A 21,179-nucleotide genomic window follows, 5' to 3' on the forward strand; every position below is an offset into this window, starting at 1 on the left:
ATCTGCGCCCTGGGGGCGGACGCACAAGTGTCGCCCCGGGTCCCCTTTCTGTCGAGAACACCGTACGCCCACCCTCGCGCGGCGCGGCCGAGCACCGGCGGCGGGGCGGGCGGGCGAGAGGGCGAGAATGGCCACGATGCGTACTGAACCCGACGCGGGCCCGGCGGCCTCCTGGAGCCTGGTCGTCCCTCTCAAACCCCTTGTCCTGGCCAAGAGCAGGCTCGCCCCGGCCCTCGACGGCGCGACGCGGGCACGGCTCGCGCTGGCGTTCGCCCAGGACACGGTGGCCGCCGCGCTGGCCTGCGCGGCGGTCCGGGATGTGGTGGTCGTCACGGACGACGCCCGGGCCGGCGCGGCGCTGGCGGCGCTCGGGGCACGCGTGACGGAGGACACCCCGGCGGCGGGGCTGAACGCGGCCCTGGCGCACGGCGCGCGCACGGTACGCGCGGCGCGGCCCCGCGCGGCGCTCGCCGCGCTCAACGCCGACCTGCCCGCGCTGCGCCCCGCCGAGCTGGAACGCGTCCTCGCGGCGGCCGCCGCCCACCCGCGCGCTTTCCTCGCGGACGCCGCAGGGATCGGTACGACGCTGCTGGCGGCGGCGGCGGGCGCCCCGTTCACGCCCTGCTTCGGCGGCCCCTCCCGCGCCCGGCACGCCGCGGCGGGCGCCGTCGAGCTGGCCCCGGGCGCGGTGCCGGGCGTGCGGCGCGACGTGGACACCCCGGCCGATCTGCGCGCCGCCTGCGAGCTGGGCCCGGGCCCGCACACAGCGGCGGCCCTGGCGGCGCTGCGCGAGGCGGCCGCGCCCACGCCGCGCGCGTCGACGGCCCCGCCGCGCTGAACACGCCGCCCCGTACGGCGCGGTACGCCGCGCGCCCCGCGCGTCCCGGGCCGCGCCCGCGGCGGCTACGCTGCGGGGCATGCAGGCGACCGCGTACACCTACGACCCCGAGACCCGTGGCGGCAGTGTGCTGCTGGACGACGGCACCCCGGTGCCCTTCGACGGGGCGGCGTTCGACGCGGGCGGGCTGCGCCTGCTCCGCCCGGGCCAGCGGGTGCGCGTCGAGACCGCCCCGGGCGCGGACGGCGCCCCGCGCATCACGCTGGTGACCCTCCAGACCTTCTGACCTGCCGGCCGAACGCCGGACACGCCGCGGGCCGGGCTCCCCGAGGGGGGCCCGGCCCGATGCGCGTGGTCCGGCCGTGTCCGAAGGCTCCGCGGCGGTCCGCTACTTCGTCACTTCTTGCGAGCGGTCGCCGTGGTCTTCTTGGCGGTGGTCTTGCGGGCCGAGGACTTCTTGGCCGGGGCCTTGGTGGCGGTGGCCTTCTTCGCCGGGGCCGTCTTCTTGGCCGTGGCCTTCTTCGCCGTCGACTTGGCCGGGGTGGCCTTCTTCGCCGTGGCGGTGGTCTTCTTCGCGGCGGGGGAGGTCTTCTTCGCCGTGGTCTTCTTGGCCGGGGTGGCCTTCTTGGCGGCGGCGGTGGTGGTCTTCTTCGCCGCCGAGGCCTTCTTCGCGGTCGCCTTCTTGGCCGCGGCCTTCGCGGTGGTCTTGGTCCCGCCGGTGAGGCTGCCCTTGGGCGCCTTCTTCACCGCCACGTCGTTCTTCGGGAGCTTCTTCGTCCCGCTCACCAGGTCCTTGAAGCCCTGGCCGGCCCGGAAGCGGGGCACGGAGGTCTTCTTCACCCGGACCCGCTCGCCGGTCTGCGGGTTGCGGGCGTAACGGGCGGGGCGGTCGACCTTCTCGAAGGAACCGAAGCCGGTGACGGAGACCCGCTCCCCGGCCACCACCGCGCGGACCATCGCGTCGAGCACCGCGTCGACGGCTTCGGCGGCGTTCTGACGACCGCCGACCTTGTCGGCAATCGCTTCTACGAGCTGCGCCTTGTTCACGTCTTCCCCTTCGGAGGCATTGCCAGAACCAATGTGTTCAAGCTTTTTCGCACGGTAGGCAGATATATACCGCAAATCAAACACGAAACGGGCTAATCACCCGTGCGCCGCAACGGAGGCGACCTGTCGCTCCACGAAGGGGCCTTGGGGCTCCTGCGGGGGCTCACTCGACGCTCAGAGATCTTCGGGGAATCGCCCTTCGTCGAGCTCTGCCGTGAAGCGGTCCAGACGTCGGGCCGCCGCCGCGAGATCGTGTTTCGCCGCGGCCGTAATGGCCAGCAGCTTTCGGGAGAGCGCCCTGCGGACGTCCTCCGGGACTTGCAGCGCACGCACTCGGGAGTGCGCTTCTTTCAGCCGGTCGGCGACAACGTCGTAGAGCTCGATCTCGCTGTCGCGTTCCATGCGCCGATTGTGCCATCTGCGGCGAGTTGTCGCCCCACAGGGGGGCAACTGCCGCGCGGGGCCCACCCTTTCAGAAGTAGGGAGCGACCTGCGCCCCACCATGCGAAAGGAGGCCAACTCCCGCCTCTGGCAGCACACTTGACCGGTACGGGGACCACCCTTCCGGGTGTCGTCCGAGTGGCCGCGTCAACTCGCCGCAGGGTCAGCCGGATGGCCCCTTCCGCCCTCCGGAGCCGACCCCGAGGGGCACTTTCACGCCAACTCCGAACACCTTTGGCGTCCAGGGCATTCCCGTGCTGTGGAGCGCCTTCCCGAACGCCCGGCGACGAACCCCGGCCGGGGACCCGGCACCGGCCCCACCGCGGCGCCTGCCCTGCCCCGCCGCTCCCGCACATTTCCCCGCGCCCCACTGGACCGTTCGGGTGCCCGGCCGCACAACACCGCGCCCCCGCTCCGGAGGGAGCGGGGGCGCGGCGGCGGTGCTGGGGAGAAGGTCAGACGGGCAGGGTGCGCGGCTTGAAGGCCGGGCGGCCCGACTCGTAGGCCGCGATGGCCTCCTCCTCGCGCAGCGTGATGCTGATGTCGTCCAGGCCGTTCAGCAGGCGCCAGCGGGAGTTCTCGTCCAGCTCGAACGGGGCGGTGACGCCCACGGCGCGGACCTCGCGGTCCTGGAGGTCGACGGTGATCTCGGCCGTGGGGTCGCTCTCGGTGAGCTCCCACAGGGCGTCGACGACCTCCTGGTCGAGCACGACGGTGAGCAGGCCGTTCTTCAGCGAGTTGCCGCGGAAGATGTCGGCGAAGCGGGAGGAGATGACCGCCTTGAAGCCGTAGTTCTGGAGCGCCCAGACGGCGTGCTCCCGCGAGGAGCCGGTACCGAAGTCGGGCCCGGCCACCAGGACGGTGGCACCCGTGCGTTCGGGTTTGTTCAGGACGAACTCCGGGTCCTTGCGCCAGGCCTCGAAGAGCCCGTCCTCGAAGCCGTCGCGGGTGACCTTCTTGAGCCAGTGCGCGGGGATGATCTGGTCGGTGTCGACGTTGCTGCGGCGCAGCGGGACGGCCCGGCCGGTGTGCGTGGTGAAGGCTTCCATGGCTGATCAGACTCCCGCGGGTACGTCGGTGAGGTCGGCGGGCGAGGCGAGCGTGCCGGTGACCGCGGTGGCGGCGGCCACCTGCGGCGAGACCAGGTGGGTGCGGCCGCCCTTGCCCTGGCGTCCCTCGAAGTTGCGGTTGGAGGTGGAGGCGGAGCGCTCACCGGGGGCGAGCTGGTCGGGGTTCATGCCCAGGCACATCGAGCAGCCCGCGTGCCGCCATTCGGCGCCGGCCTCCTTGAAGACGGTGTCCAGGCCCTCCTCGACGGCCTGGAGGCCGACCCGGGCGGAACCGGGGACCACCAGCATGCGGACACCGTCGGCCACCTTGCGGCCCTTGACGATGTCGGCGGCGGCCCGCAGGTCCTCGATGCGGCCGTTGGTGCAGGAGCCGACGAAGACGGTGTCGACCTTGATGTCGCGCAGCGCCTGCCCGGCCTGAAGCCCCATGTACTCCAGGGCCTTCTCGGCGGCGTACCGCGCGGAGGGGTCCTCGAAGGAGGCGGGGTCCGGTACCCGGCTGCTCAGCGGCGCGCCCTGCCCGGGGTTGGTGCCCCAGGTGACGAAGGGCGCGAGGGAGGCGGCGTCGATGACGACCTCGGCGTCGAAGACGGCGTCGTCGTCGGAGCGCAGCGTCTTCCAGTAGGCGACGGCCTCGTCCCACTCCTGCCCCTCGGGCGCGTGGGCGCGGCCCTTCAGGTAGGCGAAGGTGGTCTCGTCGGGGGCGATCATCCCCGCGCGGGCGCCGGCCTCGATGGACATGTTGCAGATGGTCATCCGCGCCTCCATCGAGAGTTTCTCGATGGCCGAGCCCCGGTACTCCAGGATGTACCCCTGGCCGCCGCCGGTGCCGATCTTGGTGATCACCGCGAGGATCAGGTCCTTGGCGGTGACGCCGTCGGGCAGTTCGCCGTCGACGGTGATCGCCATGGTGCGCGGGCGGGCCATGGGCAGCGTCTGGGTGGCCAGTACGTGCTCGACCTGGCTGGTGCCGATGCCGAACGCCAGCGCGCCGAAGGCCCCGTGGGTGGAGGTGTGCGAGTCGCCGCAGACCACCGTGGTGCCCGGCTGGGTCAGCCCCAGCTGCGGGCCGACCACGTGCACGACGCCCTGCTCGACGTCGCCGAGGGAGTGCAGCCGCACCCCGAAGTCGGCGCAGTTCTTGCGCAGCGTCTCCAGCTGGACCCGGGAGACCGGGTCGGCGATGGGCTTGTCGATGTCGAGGGTGGGGGTGTTGTGGTCCTCGGTGGCGATGGTGAGGTCGAGGCGGCGCACGGCGCGCCCGGCCTTGCGCAGGCCGTCGAACGCCTGCGGGCTGGTCACCTCGTGCAGCAGGTGCAGATCGATGAAGAGAAGGTCCGGCTCGCCCTCGGCGCGCCGGACGACATGGTCGTCCCAGACCTTCTCCGCGAGTGTCCTACCCATCGCTTTCCCTTCGGCCGGCGTCGTCGCCGGCCCAACTAGAGATTCGGTGCGCCCCCGTCCGGACCCCCGTGCGGGGCGGTGGCAGAGCGGGCGGTGAAGTTGCCCGCCTGTACAGACTGGCAACTTCCCGGGAAAATTGAACTTGCGTTTCACAGAGTGAGACGCGAGTATCGTTGCATGGACAACTCTAGTGGCGTCGGCGTTCTCGACAAGGCGGCTCTCGTTCTGAGCGCTCTGGAGTCCGGTCCGGCCACCCTCGCCGGGCTGGTCGCGGCGACCGGGCTCGCCCGCCCCACGGCGCACCGCCTCGCCGTGGCTCTGGAACACCACCGCATGGTGGCGCGTGACATGCAGGGCCGTTTCATCCTCGGCCCCAGGCTCTCCGAGCTGGCCGCCGCGGCCGGCGAGGACCGCCTGCTGGCGACGGCCGGACCGGTCCTCACCCACCTGCGGGACGTGACCGGCGAGAGCGCGCAGCTCTACCGCCGCCAAGGCGACATGCGCATCTGCGTCGCCGCCGCCGAGCGCCTCTCCGGCCTGCGGGACACGGTGCCGGTCGGCTCGACCCTGACGATGAAGGCCGGCTCCTCGGCCCAGATCCTGATGGCCTGGGAAGAGCCGGAGCGCCTGCACCGCGGCCTCCAGGGCGCCCGCTTCACGGCCACCGCGCTCTCCGGCGTACGCCGCAGGGGCTGGGCCCAGTCGATCGGCGAGCGCGAGCCGGGCGTGGCCTCGGTCTCGGCCCCGGTGCGCGGCCCCTCCAACCGCGTCGTGGCCGCCGTCTCGGTCTCCGGCCCCATCGAGCGGCTGACCCGGCACCCGGGCCGCATGCACGCCCAGGCCATCATCGACGCGGCCCAGCGCCTCTCCGAGGCCCTCCGCCGCACCAGCTGACGGCCACCCCCTCCAGCCACCCGAACCCGCACAGCCGAGACCCCGCCGTCCACGATCCGGACGGCGGGGTCTCGCTCGTGCGGACCTCCACTCCCCCGCGTTCAGACCTGGAGCCGGTCCCGAGCCCCCACCCCGGCACCGAGCGGCACCGTCCCGTACGCCTGGCCCAGCCCGAAGGGCGGCATGTCGCCGTAGATGGACTCGTGGTGCCCGGCGGGGACGACGTAGGTCTCGTGCCAGATGCCGACGTGACCCTTGCCGTTGCGGGCGTAGCGGTTGACCCGGACCCACCAGGGGTGGTGCTTGCGGCCGGTCGCCCGGGCGTAGTCGAGCAGCTTCTCCTTGGACTCCCAGTACTGGACCACGTAGTAGGTCCGCGGCGAGCCGGTGAGCAGGACGTGGTGCAGGAGGCCGGCGGAGCGGTCCCGGACCAGTTCGCGGAGCATCGCGGGCATGGCGAAGAAGACCGGCAGCCAGCGGTGGAGGGCCCACAGGTGGTTCACGCGCATGCCGATCAGGAAGACGACGACCTCGCCGTCGCGCGCCGCCGTCCTGCGGCCGAGCTGGATCTTGTCCCGCATGGTGTCCTTCCCCCGTCCTCGTGGAGGCCCCACCGGATAGTGGCGCTCTCCCGTCACTTACTGGATAGTGACACTCACCAATGGCTGACGGCAAGCGGAAAGGCGCCCCAAGTACCCATGCGGCTGTCGGAGTTGAGCCAGGAGAGCGGTGTCTCCACCGCGACGATCAAGTACTACCTGCGGGAAGGACTGCTGCCGCCCGGCCACCGCGTGCACGCCACCCGCGCCTCGTACGACGCCTCCCACCTGCGCCGGCTGCGGCTGATCCGGGCGCTGATCCAGGTCGGGAAGATCCCGGTGGCCACGGCACGGGAGGTCCTGGCGGCGGTCGACGACGACTCGCTCGGGCTGACCATGCGCCTCGGCGCCGCCCTCTGGTCCCTCCCGCGCCCGCCGGCCGGCCGCGCCGAGGAGGACGAGGCGGCGCGCGAGGCCGCCGCCGAGGTCGACCGCATGCTGGTGGAGGTCGGCTGGGAGCGGGTCCGCGAGCTGGGCCCGCTCTCCCCGGTCCACCGCTCCCTGGTCGCCTCGGTCGCCACCCTGCGCCGCCTCGGCTACGTCTGCGACGCCGCCGAACTGGTGCCGTACGCCCGGCAGATGGCCGAGGTGGCCGCCTACGACCTGGACCTGATGGAGCAGTACCCGCGCGAAGTGGAGCGGTTGGAGTCGGCGGTGGCCGCCGCGGTGCTCTACGAGCCGGTCCTGCTGGACCTGCACCGGCTGGCCCAGGAGGAGGAGTCCCAGCGGCGCTACGGCCTGGCCGGGCAGGAGGTCGGCACCACCGAGGCGGACCCGGCCTCGTGAGGGGCGCCGCCGCCCTGTCTCGGCACACGAAGAAGGGCCTCCCGCACACTGCGGGAGGCCCTTCTTCTCTGTACCCCCGACCGGATTCGAACCGGCGCTACCGCCTTGAGAGGGCGGCGTGCTAGGCCGCTACACAACGGGGGCCTTGCAGATGAGCTCTGCGAGCTGGGCTACCAGGACTCGAACCTAGACTAAATGAACCAGAATCACTCGTGCTGCCAATTACACCATAGCCCATGGTGGTTGAGACCAGTACCCCCGACCGGATTCGAACCGGCGCTACCGCCTTGAGAGGGCGGCGTGCTAGGCCGCTACACAACGGGGGCCCTAGCGATCCCACCCGGCGAGCGACGCCGGGTGATGTCACCGCGTGACCGAGGAGAGCGACTCCGACGATCAGCAGGATGGATCTGTACCCCCGACCGGATTCGAACCGGCGCTACCGCCTTGAGAGGGCGGCGTGCTAGGCCGCTACACAACGGGGGCCTTGCAGATGAGCTCTGCGAGCTGGGCTACCAGGACTCGAACCTAGACTAACTGAACCAGAATCAGTCGTGCTGCCAATTACACCATAGCCCACCAAAATTCAACCCCCGAGGGGGGTTTTCCTTCGGTGTGCGCCTCCCTCTGGCCTTTCGGCCCGCCCGGGCGGCGCAGAAAGAACATTACCCGAAGGTGGACCGGGCTCCAAAACGGGTTTGCCCGGTCAGCAGCGCAGGCAGCTCGGCCAGCCCGGTGATCCGCTCGACGCCCTCCGGGGCGGGGCCCCGGGTGCCGTCCCGGTCGACCCAGACCGAGCGCAGCCCGGCGTCCCGGGCGCCGACGCCGTCCACCTCGCGGTCGTCGCCGACGTACGCCACCTCGGCGGGGGCCAGGCCCAGCGCCTCGCAGACGTGCAGGAAGGCGCCGGCCTCGGGTTTGGCGATGCCCAGCTCGACGGCGCAGACCACGTTCTCGAAGTGGTCGCGGACGCCGAGGGTGGTCAGCTTGCGCTCCTGGACCAGGAGGCTGGCGTTGGAGAGGACCGCCTGACGGCAGAGGCCGGCGACCGCTGCCAGGGTGTCCGCGGCGTCCGGGAAGAGCGACCAGGCGCTCTCGTAGTGCGTGACGTACCGGTCCCACCAGGCGGCCGCCTGGGCCTCGGTGAGCGGGGCGCCGAGGAATTCCCGCACCCGGTCGCGGCGGTGCCCCTCGAAGTCGGTCTCCCCGGCCACGAAGCGGCGCCAGTGGGTCCCCGAGACGGTCTTCCAGCGGGCGAGGGCCGCCTCCTCGCCGCCGTGCGCCTCCAGCAGCCCCTCCACGGCGAGGTGGGCGCGCATGCCGTCGAGGTCGGCGCGCCCGTAGTCGAAGATCGTGTCGTCGACGTCCCACACCACGGCCTTGATCCGGTTCGCGCCCATGGAACGAATCTAGCCCCGGCGGGGGCCGGGGACCAGAGGCCCGAGGACGCCCGTGGGGGCGGCGGCCGGTGCGGCCACCGCCCCCACGGGCGTACGGAGAGGTGTTACGCGGCGAGCTTGGCCAGGGCCGCGTCGATCCGGGCGAGGGAGGCGTCCTTGCCGAGGATCTGGAGGGACTCGAAGAGGGGCAGGCCGACGGTGCGGCCGGTGACCGCGACGCGGACCGGGGCCTGCGCCTTGCCGAGCTTGAGGCCGTGGGCCTCGCCGGCCTTCAGGACGGCCTCCTTGAGGGCCTCGGCGCTGGACCAGTCGGCGGAGTCGAGGTTCTCCCGGGCGGTGGTCAGCAGGGCCTGCGGGTCGCCCTTCATCGCCTTGGTCCAGGACGCCTCGTCGAAGACCGGCTCCTTGAGGAAGAGGAAGTCGACGTTGGCCGTGATGTCGGAGAGCACGGTCAGGCGGGTCTGGGCGTACGGCGCGATGGTGTCGAAGACCGCCTGGTCGAAGTCCTCGGGCGCCCAGGGGGCGTACGGGGCGACCAGCCAGGGGGCGCACGCCTCGGCGAAGGCGGCGGTGCCGAGCATGCGGATGTGGTCGGCGTTGATCGCCTCGGCCTTCTTGAGGTCGAAGCGGGCCGGGTTGGCGTTCACGTCCGCGATGTCGAACTTGGCGACCATCTCGGGGATCGTGAACACGTCCTGGTCGGCGGAGAAGGACCAGCCGAGCAGCGAGAGGTAGTTCAGCAGGCCCTCGGGGAGGAAGCCCCGCTCGCGGTAGAGGTTGAGCGAGGCCTGCGGGTCGCGCTTGGAGAGCTTCTTGTTGCCCTCGCCCATCACGTACGGCAGGTGGCCGAAGGCCGGGGTCTGCTTGGCGATGCCGAGCTTGACCAGGGCCTGGTAGAGGGCGACCTGGCGCGGGGTGGAGGAGAGCAGGTCCTCGCCGCGCAGGACGTGGGTGATCTCCATCAGGGCGTCGTCGACCGGGTTGACCAGGGTGTAGAGCGGGGCGCCGTTGGCCCGGACGATGCCGTAGTCGGGGACGTTCTCCGGCTGGAAGGTCAGCTCGCCGCGGACCAGGTCGGTGAAGGTGATCGTCTCGTCGGGCATCCGGAACCGGATGATGTGGCTGCGGCCCTCGGCCTCGTACGCGGCCTTCTGCTCGGCGGTGAGGTCGCGGCAGTGGCCGTCGTAGCCGGAGGGGCGGCCGGCGGCGCGGGCGGCCTCGCGGCGCTCGTCCAGCTCCTCGGTGGTGCAGTAGCAGGGGTAGGCGTACCCCTCGGCGACCAGGCGCTCGGCGACGTCCGCGTACAGGTCGGTGCGCTGCGACTGGCGGTACGGCGCGTGCGGGCCGCCGGCCTCGGGGCCCTCGTCCCAGTCGAGGCCGAGCCAGCGCATGGAGTCCAGGAGCTGCTGGTACGACTCCTCGGAGTCGCGGGCGGCGTCGGTGTCCTCGATGCGGAAGACCATGGTGCCGCCGGTGTGGCGGGCGTAGGCCCAGTTGAAGAGGGCGGTGCGGACGAGTCCGACGTGCGGGTTGCCGGTGGGCGACGGGCAGAACCGTACGCGGACCGGGGAGGAGGGGGTTGCTGCTGCGCTAGCCACGCTTGATCACCTTGTTGGTGAGAGTGCCGATGCCTTCGATGGAGACGGCGACTTCGTCGCCGACGGTGAGCGGCCCGACGCCTGCCGGGGTGCCCGTGAGGATGACGTCGCCCGGGAGCAGCGTCATGGCCTCGGTGATGTGCACGATCAGGTCCTCGACGGAGCGGACCATGTCGCTGGTGCGGCCGAGCTGGCGCTGGGCGCCGTTGACCGTGCACTGGATGGTGAGGTCGTCCGGCTCGACGTCGGTCTCGATCCACGGGCCGAGCGGGCAGGAGCTGTCGAAGCCCTTGGCCCGGGCCCACTGGTCCTCGCGGCGCTGCACGTCGCGGGCGGTGACGTCGTTGGCGCAGGTGTAGCCGAGGATCACGTCACGGGCGCGCTCGCGGGGCACCTCGCGGCACATCCGGCCGATGACGACCGCCAGCTCCGCCTCGTGGTGCAGCTCCTCGGTGAAGGAGGGGTACGCGACGGGGTCGCCGGGGCCGATCACGGAGGTGGACGGCTTGAAGAAGGTGACGGGGACGTCGGGGACGGCTCCGCCCATCTCCTTGGCGTGCTCCGCGTAGTTGCGCCCGATGGCCACGACCTTGTTGGGAAGGACGGGCGGCAGGAGCCGGACCTTGTCGAGCGGCACCTTGGTGCCGGAGAGCTCGAAGTCGGCGAACGGGATGCCCTTGATGATGTCGAGGACGAGGCTGTCGGGGCTGTCACCCTCGACCGCCCCGAAGGCGACATTGCCGTCGATGGAGAACCTGGCGATGCGCACGGGTTGCGGCTGCCCCTCTGCTACTGCTGACGCTGCTGAAGTCGGACACCCCAGGCTAACGCCCCGTGCCCCCGGGCCGCGCGGAGCGGGCCCGGGGGCACGGGGAGGGAGTGGCGCGGGGCGGCCGGTGCTACTCGGCGGCGGCGACGGCCGGCTCGGGCGCCGGGACCGGAACCGTACGCGGGGCCGGGGCCGTCATGAGGATGGTGCGCACCGGGTTGGCCGTCTGGCCGGGGAGCTTCGCGCCGTAGGCGGGGCCGGTGACGGCGGGGGTGGTCGCCAGCAGGGTGCGGCGGGGGTTGGCCGTGGCGGCGGGCAGGGTCCCGGCGTCGGGGCGCTTGGCGGGGCGCTCCAGAGAGGCGGCGTCGGCGAGGCGGGCCAGCGTGGTGCGGCGGGGGTTGGCGGTGGAGCGGGGCGCCGGGGTGGTGGTCATCTGCTGCTGTGGCCCTTGTCTGCGTCGAGGTTCTGCCGGTGGTGGGGCCGGCCGGGGGCGGTGCCGGTTCGCTTTCCGGACGCGTCATCCCAGTAAAGCGTCAGGCTAAACATGCACATCCCCCGCAAAGTCGAGAAGGAGCCATGATCTTCGTGTGAGTTTCCTCACGAATGGACGGACAACGCGGACAGTTCGGACCGGCCGTTCGAGGTGGGGAAACGGACAATGCACCGCTGAAGCCCTCATTCCGCTCCCGATCATGGCGACTGGGACAGCCGGGCGGGCTGCGCCGGGACCTCGCACCTCGTCAGCAAACGTCCGTTATGTTGTGGATCGGTTTCCACCGTTGGTGATGTCGTGCTCACATCCGGTCACCTGTGTCCTGGGGTTACCCACGGGCCTTGTTGGAGATCCGGCACTGTGCTGAAATTCCCCGGACCGCCGCTCGAAACGGTCGGCGCGCAGGGGGCGCAACAAGCGCCGCGTGGCGGTGAAAGGGGAGGACGCGCCGGTCCATCACGACCACCTGGGGCCCGGTATCCATCGGAGAAGGCCCCCCGAATCGACTCCGTTCCACCGCATGCAGCGGCGGAACGCCTGGTCCAGAGGTTGCGACGCCAGTGCAGGGACGTTTCAAGAGGGATGGCAGCGCTGCGGCCGAATCCGAGCCGCGCGGCGGGAGTGACCGCGGCCAGTCGACCCAGCACGCCCGGAACACCGGCCCGGCCAAGGGCCGGGACAAGGAGCGTGCGGGCGCATCTCCCAACGCCTCCACCTCCCAGGACGGTGCCGCGGAGAAGGCCGAGGAGAGCCCGGCCAAGCCGTCGGCGCCCACCGGCTCCGGTTCGCGAATAGCGCTGCGCAACTGGCGCATCAGTACGCGCCTGGTGGCGCTGCTGACGCTGCCCGTGGTCGCGGCCACCTCGCTCGGCGCGATGCGTATCAACTCGTCCATGGACGAGATCGAGCAGCTCGACAACATGAAGCTGCTCACCGAGATGACCAAGCACGCCACCCGGCTCGCGACCGCGCTGCAGAACGAGCGCGACCAGTCGGCGGGGCCGCTCACCCACGGCGGCAAGGCGACCGACTACGACGTCCGCAGCCACCGGGAGAACACCGACCGCGCCCGGCAGGTGTTCCTCGAGGGCACCCGCGACCTGGAGAGCGCGGACGAGCAGGCCCTCGACGGCGTCCGCAGCAACGTCCGGCAGATCACCAGCCAGCTCTACACGCTCGGTGACATCCGCAAGGAGGCGTACCAGGACGACCAGTCCGTCTCCCAGACGATCGACGCCTACAGCCAGCTCATCGAGCAGCTGCTCGACCTGTCGACCGACATGGCCCAGGCGACCAGCAACCCGGACATGATCCAGCGCACCCGCGCGCTCGCGGCCTTCTCCTCCGCCAAGGAGTACGCCTCGATCCAGCGGGCCGTGATCGCCGCCGCCCTGCCGGCCAACGACCGCAGCTACGGCGAGCTCTCCGAGACCGACCGCCGCTACGGCTCCAACGCCTTCAAGAACGAGGAAGGCTCCCTGGCCATCCTCGGCGGCGTCTACGACGGCAACGCCGAGACGCTGCTGAAGCCGCTCGGCAACAACGCGACGATCACCGAGGCCAACGCCTACGCCAAGCGCGTGCTGACCGAGCCCAACGGCATGCGGATGCTGGACAAGCGCTCGTACCGCGACTGGCTGGACGACGCCTCCGCCGAGCTCGACCAGATGCAGCGCATCGAGACCACCCTGCTCACCGAGATGGAGCAGAAGGCCCGTGAGCTGCGCAACGAGGCCGAGCGCGACGCGTACCTCAACGGTGCGGTGATCCTGCTGGTCCTCGGTGTGTCGCTGGTCGGCGCCTTCGTGGTGTCCCGGTCCATGATCCGCTCGCTGCGCCGGCTCCAGGACACCGCGACCAAGGTCGCCCAGGAGCGGCTGCCCGAGCTGGTCCAGCAGCTCTCCGAGTCGGACCCGCAGGACGTGGACACCTCGGTGGAATCCGTGGGCGTGCACTCGCGCGACGAGATCGGCAAGGTGGCCGCGGCCTTCGACGACGTGCACCGCGAGGCGGTCCGCCTCGCCGCCGACCAGGCGCTGCTGCGCGGCAACGTCAACGCGATGTTCACCAACCTCTCGCGCCGCAGCCAGGGCCTGATCCAGCGTCAGCTCTCGCTCATCTCCGAGCTGGAGTCCCGCGAGGCCGACCCGGACCAGCTCTCCTCGCTCTTCAAGCTCGACCACCTCGCGACCCGCATGCGCCGTAACGGCGAGAACCTCCTGGTCCTCGCCGGTGAGGAGCCGGGCCGCCGGTGGACGCGGCCCGTCCCGCTGGTCGACGTGCTCCGCGCCGCCGCCTCCGAGGTGGAGCAGTACGAGCGCATCGAGCTGGCCTCGGTGCCCGCCACCGACGTGGCCGGCCGGGTCGTCAACGACCTCGTGCACCTCCTCGCCGAGCTGCTGGAGAACGCCACCTCGTTCTCCTCGCCGCAGACCAAGGTCAAGGTCACCGGTCACGCCCTGCCCGACGGGCGGGTGCTGATCGAGATCCACGACACCGGCATCGGCCTCTCCCCCGAGGACCTCTCCGCGATCAACGAGCGGCTCGCGCAGCCGCCGACGGTGGACGTCTCGGTCTCGCGCCGCATGGGCCTGTTCGTGGTCGGCCGCCTCTCGCAGCGCCACGGCATCCGCATCCAGCTGCGCCCCTCCGACTCGGGCGGTACGACCGCGCTGGTCATGCTCCCCGTCGACGTCGCCCAGGGCGGCAAGAAGGTTCCGCCGAAGAAGGGCGCCGCGAGCGTCCCGCAGGGCGGTCCCGGCGGCCGTCGCCCCGGTCCTGGCGGCCCCGGCGGCGCGGGCGGCCAGCTCGGCGCGGGCCAGGCGCGCGGCCAGGTCGGCTCCTCCTCGCCCCGTGCGGCGCTGCCCGGGCGCGAGCCCGGCGCGGCGATGCGCGGCGACGCCCCGCAGCAGCAGGGCGGCTCCACCAACCTCTTCGGCGCCTCCGCCCCCGGCGGCCAGGGCAACCGGCCCCCCGCGCGGCCCGGCCAGGGCTCCCCGCAGTCCGGCCCCGGCGGCCTCTTCGGCGGCGGCCCGTCCGGCCCGCCCGACCGCGGTCCCCGTCAGGGCGGCCCCGGCGAGACCCCGTTCGGCGCTCCCGCCCGCGACCAGCGGCCGCAGATACCGGTCCAGCGGCAGGACGGCACCGGGGCGGACAGCCTCGGCTCGGTCCCGCCGAACGGGCCCGGCGTGCGCGCCGACGGCCGCCGCAGGCCGCAGCTTCCCCCGCGCTCCGGTGGCGGTCAGCTGCCGCCGAGCGGTCCCCGGGCGGAGCTGCCGGCGGCGCCGGACGGCGAGCAGGCGCGGCCGAGCTGGTCCAACGAGCACGCGGCGGCGCACGACACGCCGCGCGGCCACGACGAGCCGGACGCCACGGCGCAGTTCCCGGCCGTCTCCGAGCAGCAGGGCCCGGGCTCCACGGGGCAGTTCCCCGCGGTCCGCGACCCGTACCAGGGCGGCCAGGACGCCTACGGTCAGGACGCGACCGGCCCGTACCCGGCGTACGGCCAGGACCAGGGCGACCAGGGCGCCCCGTACGACGAGCTGTCCGGCCCCGGCGCGACCTCGCAGTTCCCGGCGGTCCCCACCCAGGACCAGGGTGCGCAGGGCGGCTACCAGGGCGGCGGCTACCAGGACCACCAGGGTGGTTACGCCGGCCAGGGGCAGCAGGGCGGCCAGCAGCAGGGCTACGACGCGTACGGCCAGGGCGGGCGCCAGAACGGGCCCGGTCTGCCGCAGCAGCCGCACGGCGGGCAGGGCGACCTGCCGCCGTCGGGCCGCGGCGACGGCGGCACCCCGCTCTACGACACGCTGGAGACCAACTGGTTCCGCGGTCAGGGAGGCGAGCCGCAGGAGGGTCCGGGTCAGCCGCAGGCGGCCCCGGAGCCGCAGCGGCCGCAGGCCCCGCAGCAGCCGGCGCCGCAGCGGCGCCCGGCGGCGCCGGTGGCCAGCTCCTGGCGGCCCTCGCCCAACGACGAGCTGGTCAAGCAGGCCGAGCGGGTCCGTCAGCCCTCCGCGGGCGGCGTCACCACCTCCGGTCTGCCGCGCCGGGTCCCCAAGGCCAACCTCGTGCCGGGTACGGCCGAGCAGCAGCAGCACCCCACCGGTCCTCAGGTCTCGCGCGCCCCAGACGACGTGCGCGGCCGGCTGACCAATCTCCGTCGGGGCATCCAGCAGGGTCGCTACCAGAGCGGTCAGGGAGGCGCGCCGCAGGGCGACGGCTCCCGGACCGGTGGTTACCCCGGCCCCTCTCACCAGCAGGAGCGTTAGTTGAGTCCGATGAGCCAGGCGGCACAGAATCTGAACTGGTTGATCACCAATTTCGTGGACAACACCCCCGGGGTGTCGCACACGGTGGTGGTCTCCGCCGACGGACTCCTTCTGGCGATGTCCGAAGGGTTCCCGCGGGACCGCGCCGACCAGCTCGCCGCGGTCGCCTCGGGTCTGACCTCGCTGACCGCCGGGGCCTCCCGGATCTTCGAGGGCGGCCCGGTCAACCAGACCGTGGTCGAGATGGAGCGCGGCTTCCTCTTCATCATGTCGGTCTCGGACGGTTCGTCCCTCGCGGTGCTCGCGCACCCGGAGTGCGACATCGGCCTGGTCGGCTACGAGATGGCGCTGCTGGTCGACCGCGCGGGCGCCGTGCTCACGCCGGACCTGCGCGCCGAACTCCAGGGAAGCCTCCTGCACTAGCCCGACCCCGCACGGCCGTACCACCGTCCGATCATCACTCAGCCCGGCCGCTCAAGCCTTCCCCCCACCGCCGGCCAAGTCAGACGGCACGCAGACCCCTTGCTGTCCCGCCCGGAGGATTCATGACCCCGCCCAGTCCCTCTCACGACCCGTACGGAGCTTCCCAGCATGCCTCCTACGGCGAGGAGGGTGACCAACCGCTGGTCCGTCCGTACGCGATGACCGGCGGCCGGACCAGGCCCCGCTACCAGCTCGCCATCGAGGCACTGATCAGCACCACGGCCGACCCGGCGCAGTTGCAGGGGCTGCTTCCCGAACATCAGCGGATCTGCCACCTCTGCCGTGAGGTCAAGTCGGTGGCGGAGGTGTCGGCCCTGCTGTCGATGCCCCTCGGTGTGGCCCGGATTCTCGTCGCCGACTTGGCGGAGGCCGGGCTTGTCGCCATCCATCAGCCCGGCGGCGACGAGAACGCCGGGGGCCAGCCAGACGTGACACTGCTCGAAAGGGTGCTCAGTGGACTTCGCAAGCTCTAACGGCGGAGCGGCCCGCTCCACCACCAGCGCGAAAATCGTGGTGGCGGGCGGCTTCGGCGTGGGCAAGACCACGTTCGTCGGAGCCGTATCGGAGATCAACCCGCTGCGCACCGAAGCCGTCATGACCAGCGCATCCGCCGGCATCGACGACCTCACCCACACCGGCGACAAGACCACCACCACCGTCGCCATGGACTTCGGCCGCATCACCCTCGACCAGGACCTCATCCTCTACCTCTTCGGCACCCCCGGACAGGACCGCTTCTGGTTCATGTGGGACGACCTCGTCCGCGGCGCCATCGGCGCCGTCGTCCTCGTCGACACCCGCCGCCTCGCCGACTGCTTCCCCGCCGTCGACTACTTCGAGAACAGCGGCCTCCCCTTCGTCATCGCCCTCAACGGCTTCGACGGACACCAGCCCTACGCCCCCGAAGAAGTACGCGAAGCCCTCCAGATCGGCCCCGACGCCCCCATCATCACCACCGACGCACGCCACCGCGCCGACGCCAAAAGCGCACTCATCACCCTGGTCGAGCACGCTCTGATGGCCCGGCTCAAGTAGAGTTAGCCTCAAGGAAGTTGTGTGAAGACCTCTCAGCGGCGGGCTGTGTCCTTGGACACGGTCCGCCGCTGTGTTCATAACGTTTCGACAGACAATTGCGTCCGCGCCACCACGGGTCGCGGTCGATCCGTGCCGCTGCGCGCACGACCCCCCGGCCTTTTGCCGCCGCTCACCGTTTATGCCCGGCTTGTCCAGCGTCCCGCGAAGGTCGTGAAGGCTCTCGCGGCTGTTTGGTGGAGCACCGCCTGACGTGCTGGAATGCGTCGAACTGCCCAGTAGCACACGGGCCTGGAGACGTCTGCGGCCCCGCCCGGGTGCCGCCGCCGAGAGGTTGTTGGTCGAGTGAGGCGAAGCACGACGAGCCCCGCACCGCCGTCGCGGGGTAACTTCACCCCGCCGCAGCGTGCTGCGGCGTCTCCCGCTCAGGAGGCGGGTGAGTCCGCCGCTCCCACCGGGAGCGGCCATCGTTTCTCCCCGCGCAACTGGCGGGTACCCGCGAGGCTCAACGCCATTCTTCTGCTGCCCGTCGTGGTCGGCCTGGTGGTCGGCGGCTTCCAGGTGTCGGGTTCCATCGACACCTGGCGCGAGGCCCAGGACGCGGAGAAGACCGCGCGGGTCGTCGAGGCGGCGCTGAACTACGGCAACCGCCTCATCGAGGAGCGCGACATCTCCGCCGAGCCCTTCCTCAAGGGCAAACGGAACGACAGCGAGGTCGCCAAGGCCCGCGCCGCCACCGACGCGGCCGGCGAGGAGTTCGACGTCGCCGTCCGCTCGATGCCGGACAAGCCCGGTCTCAAGCGCCGGCTGGACGCGTTCCGCGACGTCGAACCGAACCTGGAGCCGCTGCGTGAGGCGGCGTACACCAAGAAGCTCAAGGGCGTCGAGACCGAAGAGGGCTACGTCGCCGTCCAGCACCCGCTGATGGAGTTCGCCAACGAGCTCGGTCTGGGCACCGGCAACATCACCACCTACGGGCGCACCTCCTACGCGATCTCGCTGACCAAGGCGGCCCTGTCGCTCCAGCGCTCGCTCGGCATGCACCTGCTGGTGAACCCCGGTCCGGACGCGGCCAGCCTCGGCAAGCAGCGCATCGCGCTCAGCAGTTACGCCTACCTCGAGGGCATCGCGATCGAGGAGTACACCTCCAGCGGTATGGAGGAGGACGAGAAGAAGCTCGTCGCGGGCCAGAAGGAGCTGGAGGCGAAGGCCGAGAAGCAGGCTCGCGAGGCCGCTTCCGAGGCACGCGCCGCCGGTGAGCGCTACGTCGCGCCGCCCTCCGGCCAGCAGGCCGTCGGCCTGATGGTCAGCCCGTCGAGCACCCCGCAGACCCTGGCCGCCCAGGGCCTCACCCCCGAAGCGTGGTGGGCGCAGACCACCGCCCGCTTCGACCTGTACCGCACCATCGAGTCCGACCTCGCCGAGAACGCGGTGCAGGAGGCGGCCCAGATCGCCTCCGACGCCAAGCGCGACGCGATCATCACCGGTGTCGCGGTGGTCCTGGCCCTGCTGGTGGCGTTCGTCATCGCCGCGATGATGGCCCGGCAGATGGGCCGCTCGATGCGCCAGCTGCGCAGTGCCGCCTTCAGCGTGGCCGAGCAGCGGCTGCCCTCCCTCGTCGACCAGTTGTCGCGGACCGACCCGGGCCAGGTCGACACCCGGGTGCAGCCGATCCCGATCACCTCCACGGACGAGATCGGCGAGATCGCCCGCGCCTTCGACCAGGTGCACCGCGAGGCCGTCCGGCTCGCCGCCGAGCAGGCGCTGCTGCGGGGCAACGTCAACGCGATCTTCACCAACCTCTCGCGCCGCAACCAGTCCCTCATCGAGGGCCAGCTGACGCTGATCACCGGCCTGGAGAACAACGAGGCCGACCCGGACCAGCTGGAGAACCTCTTCAAGCTGGACCACCTCGCGACCCGTATGCGCCGCAACGGCGAGAACCTCCTGGTCCTCGCCGGCGAGGAGCCGGGCCGCCGCTGGGACCAGCCGGTCCCGCTGGTCGACGTGTTGCGTGCCGCCTCCTCCGAGGTGGAGCAGTACGAGCGCATCGAGATGTCGGGGGTGCCGGAGGCGGAGATCCACGGCCGCGCCGTGACCGACCTCGTCCACCTCCTCGCCGAGCTGCTGGAGAACGCGACGACGTTCTCCTCGCCGCAGACCAAGGTCAAGGTCACCGCGACGCGGCTGCCCGACGGCCGGATCATGGTGGAGATCCACGACAAGGGCATCGGCCTGACCGCCGAGGACTTCGCCGACATCAACCACAAACTGGCCAACCCGCCCACGGTGGACGTGGCCGTCTCGCAGCGGATGGGCCTCTTCGTGGTCGGCCGCCTCGCGGACCGGCACGGCATCCGGGTCCAGCTGCGCCCCTCGGGCGAGCAGGCCGGTACGACCTCGCTGGTGATGCTCCCCGACGCGATCACCCACGGTGGTGGTGGCGCGGAGGGCCCCGACTCCGAGTTCACGGTCTCCTCGATCATCCCGGAGCAGCAGGCCCACGAGGTGGCGCCGCTGCGCACCGCGGCCGAGCTGGGCTTCGACGACAACCGCTACCGCGCGGACCAGGCCGGGGAGTTCCCGGACCTGGACCCGGTCGGCCGCTCGCTCCTGCGCGAGGAGCGCCGGGCCGCGCTGGAGACCCAGCACGACCAGGGCCACTCCCCCGACGGCCGCCCGCTCTTCCGCGACGAGGCGCCCGGCCAAGCCGGCGCGCAGGAGTACGGATTCGACGAGCGCCAGTCTGTTCCCGGCCAGGGTTACGACGCCGGCTACGGCGACCAGGGGTACGGCGGTCCGCAGGCGGGCCCCGGCGGCCAGGACGGCTACGAGGGTGACTGGCAGGGCCAGGGCTACCCGGCGGCCGACGGCACGCAGGGCGGTCGCCCGGGCCAGTACAACGGCTACGCGGCCAACGAGGGCTATGCGGAATCCGGCTTCGACGCCGGGAACGGTGGCGCCCAGGACGACTGGCCCGGCCAGAACGGGTTCCAGGCCGGCTACGCACCCCAGTTCGGCCAGGAACCGGAAGGGTTCCAGGGAACTGACGGGGGCCCCCGCGGCGGCGTAGGCTTCGAGCGGCCCGGCCCGGCGCCGAGCACTGTCGGCGAGGTCACGGAGGCAGGCCTCCCGCGTCGTGGCACCGGCGGGGCCGGACGACCGCAGGGCGAGCCCGGTGGCCGAATACCGCCGCAGTCCCCGTCCGGAGAGCGGACCCTTTCCGTGGACGGCAGCGACAACGACGACTGGCGTTCGTCCAACGACGACCGCTGGAACGAGGCGGGCAAGCTCAAGCGGCCGCAGGCCGGGGGGACCACTTCCTCCGGACTGCCCCGCCGGGTGCCGAAGGCCAACCTGGTCGACGGCACGGCCGAGCAGACCCCGCAGGGCGGCCCCCAGGTCTCCCGCGACCCCGAGGACGTGCGGGGCAGGCTCAGCAACCTGCGCCGCGGCGTCCAGCGGGGCCGCACCGCAGGAAGTGATACGAACGGCCAGGCTTCGCCGGATCAGCACCGCGGGCCTGACAGCACCTACGACCAGGAGCGTTAGTGTGAGCCCGATGAGCCAGGCGGCACAGAACCTGAACTGGTTGATCACCAATTTCGTGGACAACACCCCCGGGGTGTCGCACACGGTGGTGGTCTCCGCCGACGGACTCCTTCTGGCGATGTCCGAAGGCTTCCCCCGTGACCGCGCCGACCAGCTGGCCGCTGTCGCGTCCGGTCTGACCTCCCTCACCGCCGGGGCCTCCCGGATCTTCGAGGGCGGCGACGTGAATCAGACAGTTGTGGAGATGGAGCGGGGATTCCTCTTCATCATGTCCATTTCCGACGGCTCGTCCCTCGCGGTACTCGCCCACCCCGAGGCGGACATCGGGCTCATTGGGTACGAGATGGCCCTTCTCGTGGACCGTGCGGGTACGGTACTCACCCCTGATCTGCGGGCGGAGCTCCAGGGAAGCCTTCTCAACTGACAGACAGGCAGTACGTTTTAACGCCGCGTGGCCGTAAAGTTTCGCCACGCGGCTCCCGACGACGGCGCCCGGAACAGCAGG

19 protein-coding genes and 5 tRNA genes are annotated in these 21,179 nt (G+C 71.8%); 10 read left to right on the forward strand and 14 right to left on the reverse strand.

The genetic code is table 11. The features are described from left to right. Positions 1-127 precede the first annotated feature (127 nt). Both cofC and OIM89_RS06620 read left to right on the forward strand, forming a co-directional pair. Entirely contained in the window at positions 128-838 is a 711-nt protein-coding gene (gene cofC / locus OIM89_RS06615; protein WP_151167988.1) for a 2-phospho-L-lactate guanylyltransferase, read from the forward strand. A gap of 79 nt (positions 839-917) precedes the next feature. After that, complete coding sequence (locus OIM89_RS06620) at positions 918-1,124, forward strand: hypothetical protein (protein ID WP_030699265.1); 207 nt, start codon at positions 918-920, stop codon at positions 1,122-1,124. Between the two features lie 110 nt (positions 1,125-1,234). Here the strand turns inward: OIM89_RS06620 and OIM89_RS06625 are convergent, their stop codons facing one another. The 4 genes from OIM89_RS06625 to leuC form a co-directional block, all read right to left on the reverse strand. Then, positions 1,235-1,885 (reverse strand): HU family DNA-binding protein, encoded by a 651-nt coding sequence (locus tag OIM89_RS06625; RefSeq protein ID WP_030699264.1) that lies wholly within the window; start codon positions 1,883-1,885, stop codon positions 1,235-1,237. A 174-nt stretch (positions 1,886-2,059) separates the two neighbouring features. Then, entirely contained in the window at positions 2,060-2,287 is a 228-nt protein-coding gene (locus OIM89_RS06630) for a hypothetical protein (RefSeq protein WP_023416807.1), read from the reverse strand. A 494-nt stretch (positions 2,288-2,781) separates the two neighbouring features. Beyond that, entirely contained in the window at positions 2,782-3,375 is a 594-nt protein-coding gene (gene leuD / locus OIM89_RS06635) for a 3-isopropylmalate dehydratase small subunit (protein ID WP_030699263.1), read from the reverse strand. A gap of 6 nt (positions 3,376-3,381) precedes the next feature. Then, positions 3,382-4,800 carry a 3-isopropylmalate dehydratase large subunit gene (leuC, locus tag OIM89_RS06640; RefSeq protein ID WP_030699262.1) on the reverse strand — a complete coding sequence of 473 codons (1,419 nt, stop codon included), beginning with the start codon at positions 4,798-4,800 and terminating at the stop codon, positions 3,382-3,384. Between the two features lie 177 nt (positions 4,801-4,977). Here leuC and ndgR point away from each other — a divergent pair, with 177 nt between their 5' ends. Further along, positions 4,978-5,694, forward strand: coding sequence for an IclR family transcriptional regulator NdgR (gene ndgR, locus OIM89_RS06645; RefSeq protein WP_003951083.1), 717 nt, complete (start codon positions 4,978-4,980; stop codon positions 5,692-5,694). 101 nt (positions 5,695-5,795) lie between these two features. Here ndgR and OIM89_RS06650 read toward each other — a convergent pair whose 3' ends face one another. Beyond that, positions 5,796-6,275 carry a DUF4188 domain-containing protein gene (locus tag OIM89_RS06650; RefSeq protein WP_030699261.1) on the reverse strand — a complete coding sequence of 160 codons (480 nt, stop codon included), beginning with the start codon at positions 6,273-6,275 and terminating at the stop codon, positions 5,796-5,798. Positions 6,276-6,392: 117 nt separating this feature from the next. Between OIM89_RS06650 and OIM89_RS06655 the strand changes: the two genes are divergently transcribed. Then, positions 6,393-7,079: a MerR family transcriptional regulator gene (locus OIM89_RS06655; RefSeq protein WP_264491065.1), complete on the forward strand. Its 687-nt coding sequence runs from the start codon at positions 6,393-6,395 to the stop codon at positions 7,077-7,079. 71 nt (positions 7,080-7,150) lie between these two features. On the opposite strand, the gene OIM89_RS06660 is transcribed toward OIM89_RS06655, so the two are convergent. The 9 genes from OIM89_RS06660 to OIM89_RS06700 all read right to left on the reverse strand — a co-directional run bounded on the left by OIM89_RS06660 (position 7,151) and on the right by OIM89_RS06700 (position 11,279). Next, positions 7,151-7,223: transfer RNA gene (locus OIM89_RS06660), tRNA-Glu, on the reverse strand. A gap of 21 nt (positions 7,224-7,244) precedes the next feature. Then, positions 7,245-7,316: transfer RNA gene (locus OIM89_RS06665), tRNA-Gln, on the reverse strand. Positions 7,317-7,332: 16 nt separating this feature from the next. Beyond that, positions 7,333-7,405 (reverse strand) — tRNA-Glu (locus OIM89_RS06670). A gap of 87 nt (positions 7,406-7,492) precedes the next feature. After that, positions 7,493-7,565, reverse strand: a tRNA-Glu gene (locus OIM89_RS06675). A 21-nt stretch (positions 7,566-7,586) separates the two neighbouring features. Continuing rightward, positions 7,587-7,658 (reverse strand) — tRNA-Gln (locus OIM89_RS06680). 86 nt (positions 7,659-7,744) lie between these two features. Beyond that, positions 7,745-8,479 carry an HAD family hydrolase gene (locus tag OIM89_RS06685; protein WP_047470582.1) on the reverse strand — a complete coding sequence of 245 codons (735 nt, stop codon included), beginning with the start codon at positions 8,477-8,479 and terminating at the stop codon, positions 7,745-7,747. A gap of 104 nt (positions 8,480-8,583) precedes the next feature. Next, positions 8,584-10,077 (reverse strand): glutamate--tRNA ligase, encoded by a 1,494-nt coding sequence (gltX, locus tag OIM89_RS06690; protein ID WP_151167998.1) that lies wholly within the window; start codon positions 10,075-10,077, stop codon positions 8,584-8,586. Continuing rightward, positions 10,070-10,846, reverse strand: coding sequence for a fumarylacetoacetate hydrolase family protein (locus OIM89_RS06695; RefSeq protein WP_030699257.1), 777 nt, complete (start codon positions 10,844-10,846; stop codon positions 10,070-10,072). Before OIM89_RS06695 ends, gltX begins: the two co-directional genes overlap by 8 nt. Before the next feature lie 130 nt (positions 10,847-10,976). Next, positions 10,977-11,279: a hypothetical protein gene (locus OIM89_RS06700; protein WP_030699256.1), complete on the reverse strand. Its 303-nt coding sequence runs from the start codon at positions 11,277-11,279 to the stop codon at positions 10,977-10,979. Positions 11,280-11,899: 620 nt separating this feature from the next. Here OIM89_RS06700 and OIM89_RS06705 point away from each other — a divergent pair. From OIM89_RS06705 to OIM89_RS06730, 6 genes are all read left to right on the forward strand, one after another. Continuing rightward, entirely contained in the window at positions 11,900-15,607 is a 3,708-nt protein-coding gene (locus OIM89_RS06705) for a nitrate- and nitrite sensing domain-containing protein (RefSeq protein WP_264491066.1), read from the forward strand. A 9-nt stretch (positions 15,608-15,616) separates the two neighbouring features. Beyond that, positions 15,617-16,030, forward strand: coding sequence for a roadblock/LC7 domain-containing protein (locus tag OIM89_RS06710; protein WP_003951074.1), 414 nt, complete (start codon positions 15,617-15,619; stop codon positions 16,028-16,030). Positions 16,031-16,152: 122 nt separating this feature from the next. Then, positions 16,153-16,563, forward strand: coding sequence for a DUF742 domain-containing protein (locus OIM89_RS06715; RefSeq protein WP_003951073.1), 411 nt, complete (start codon positions 16,153-16,155; stop codon positions 16,561-16,563). Further along, complete coding sequence (locus OIM89_RS06720; protein WP_008417513.1) at positions 16,544-17,125, forward strand: GTP-binding protein; 582 nt, start codon at positions 16,544-16,546, stop codon at positions 17,123-17,125. The genes OIM89_RS06715 and OIM89_RS06720 overlap by 20 nt, the downstream gene beginning before the upstream one ends. 528 nt (positions 17,126-17,653) lie before the next feature. Next, on the forward strand, positions 17,654-20,674 hold the full coding sequence (locus OIM89_RS06725) for a nitrate- and nitrite sensing domain-containing protein (protein WP_030700228.1): 3,021 nt from the start codon (positions 17,654-17,656) through the stop codon (positions 20,672-20,674). Positions 20,675-20,684: 10 nt separating this feature from the next. Next, complete coding sequence (locus OIM89_RS06730) at positions 20,685-21,098, forward strand: roadblock/LC7 domain-containing protein (RefSeq protein WP_003951070.1); 414 nt, start codon at positions 20,685-20,687, stop codon at positions 21,096-21,098. Positions 21,099-21,179: the final 81 nt, after the last annotated feature.

The sequence above is a fragment of the Streptomyces sp. BI87 genome, from assembly GCF_025957665.1.
GTDB classification, from domain to species: domain Bacteria; phylum Actinomycetota; class Actinomycetes; order Streptomycetales; family Streptomycetaceae; genus Streptomyces; species Streptomyces albidoflavus.

Coding starts and splice junctions, on each gene's coding strand:
- cofC (WP_151167988.1), top strand. CDS start 128: ATGGCCACGATGCGTACTGAACCCGACGCGGGCCCGGCGGCCTCCTGG.
- OIM89_RS06620 (WP_030699265.1), top strand. CDS start 918: ATGCAGGCGACCGCGTACACCTACGACCCCGAGACCCGTGGCGGCAGT.
- OIM89_RS06630 (WP_023416807.1), bottom strand. CDS start 2,287: ATGGAACGCGACAGCGAGATCGAGCTCTACGACGTTGTCGCCGACCGG.
- leuD (WP_030699263.1), bottom strand. CDS start 3,375: ATGGAAGCCTTCACCACGCACACCGGCCGGGCCGTCCCGCTGCGCCGC.
- leuC (WP_030699262.1), bottom strand. CDS start 4,800: ATGGGTAGGACACTCGCGGAGAAGGTCTGGGACGACCATGTCGTCCGG.
- ndgR (WP_003951083.1), top strand. CDS start 4,978: ATGGACAACTCTAGTGGCGTCGGCGTTCTCGACAAGGCGGCTCTCGTT.
- OIM89_RS06650 (WP_030699261.1), bottom strand. CDS start 6,275: ATGCGGGACAAGATCCAGCTCGGCCGCAGGACGGCGGCGCGCGACGGC.
- OIM89_RS06655 (WP_264491065.1), top strand. CDS start 6,393: ATGCGGCTGTCGGAGTTGAGCCAGGAGAGCGGTGTCTCCACCGCGACG.
- OIM89_RS06685 (WP_047470582.1), bottom strand. CDS start 8,479: ATGGGCGCGAACCGGATCAAGGCCGTGGTGTGGGACGTCGACGACACG.
- OIM89_RS06700 (WP_030699256.1), bottom strand. CDS start 11,279: ATGACCACCACCCCGGCGCCCCGCTCCACCGCCAACCCCCGCCGCACC.
- OIM89_RS06710 (WP_003951074.1), top strand. CDS start 15,617: ATGAGCCAGGCGGCACAGAATCTGAACTGGTTGATCACCAATTTCGTG.
- OIM89_RS06715 (WP_003951073.1), top strand. CDS start 16,153: ATGACCCCGCCCAGTCCCTCTCACGACCCGTACGGAGCTTCCCAGCAT.
- OIM89_RS06730 (WP_003951070.1), top strand. CDS start 20,685: ATGAGCCAGGCGGCACAGAACCTGAACTGGTTGATCACCAATTTCGTG.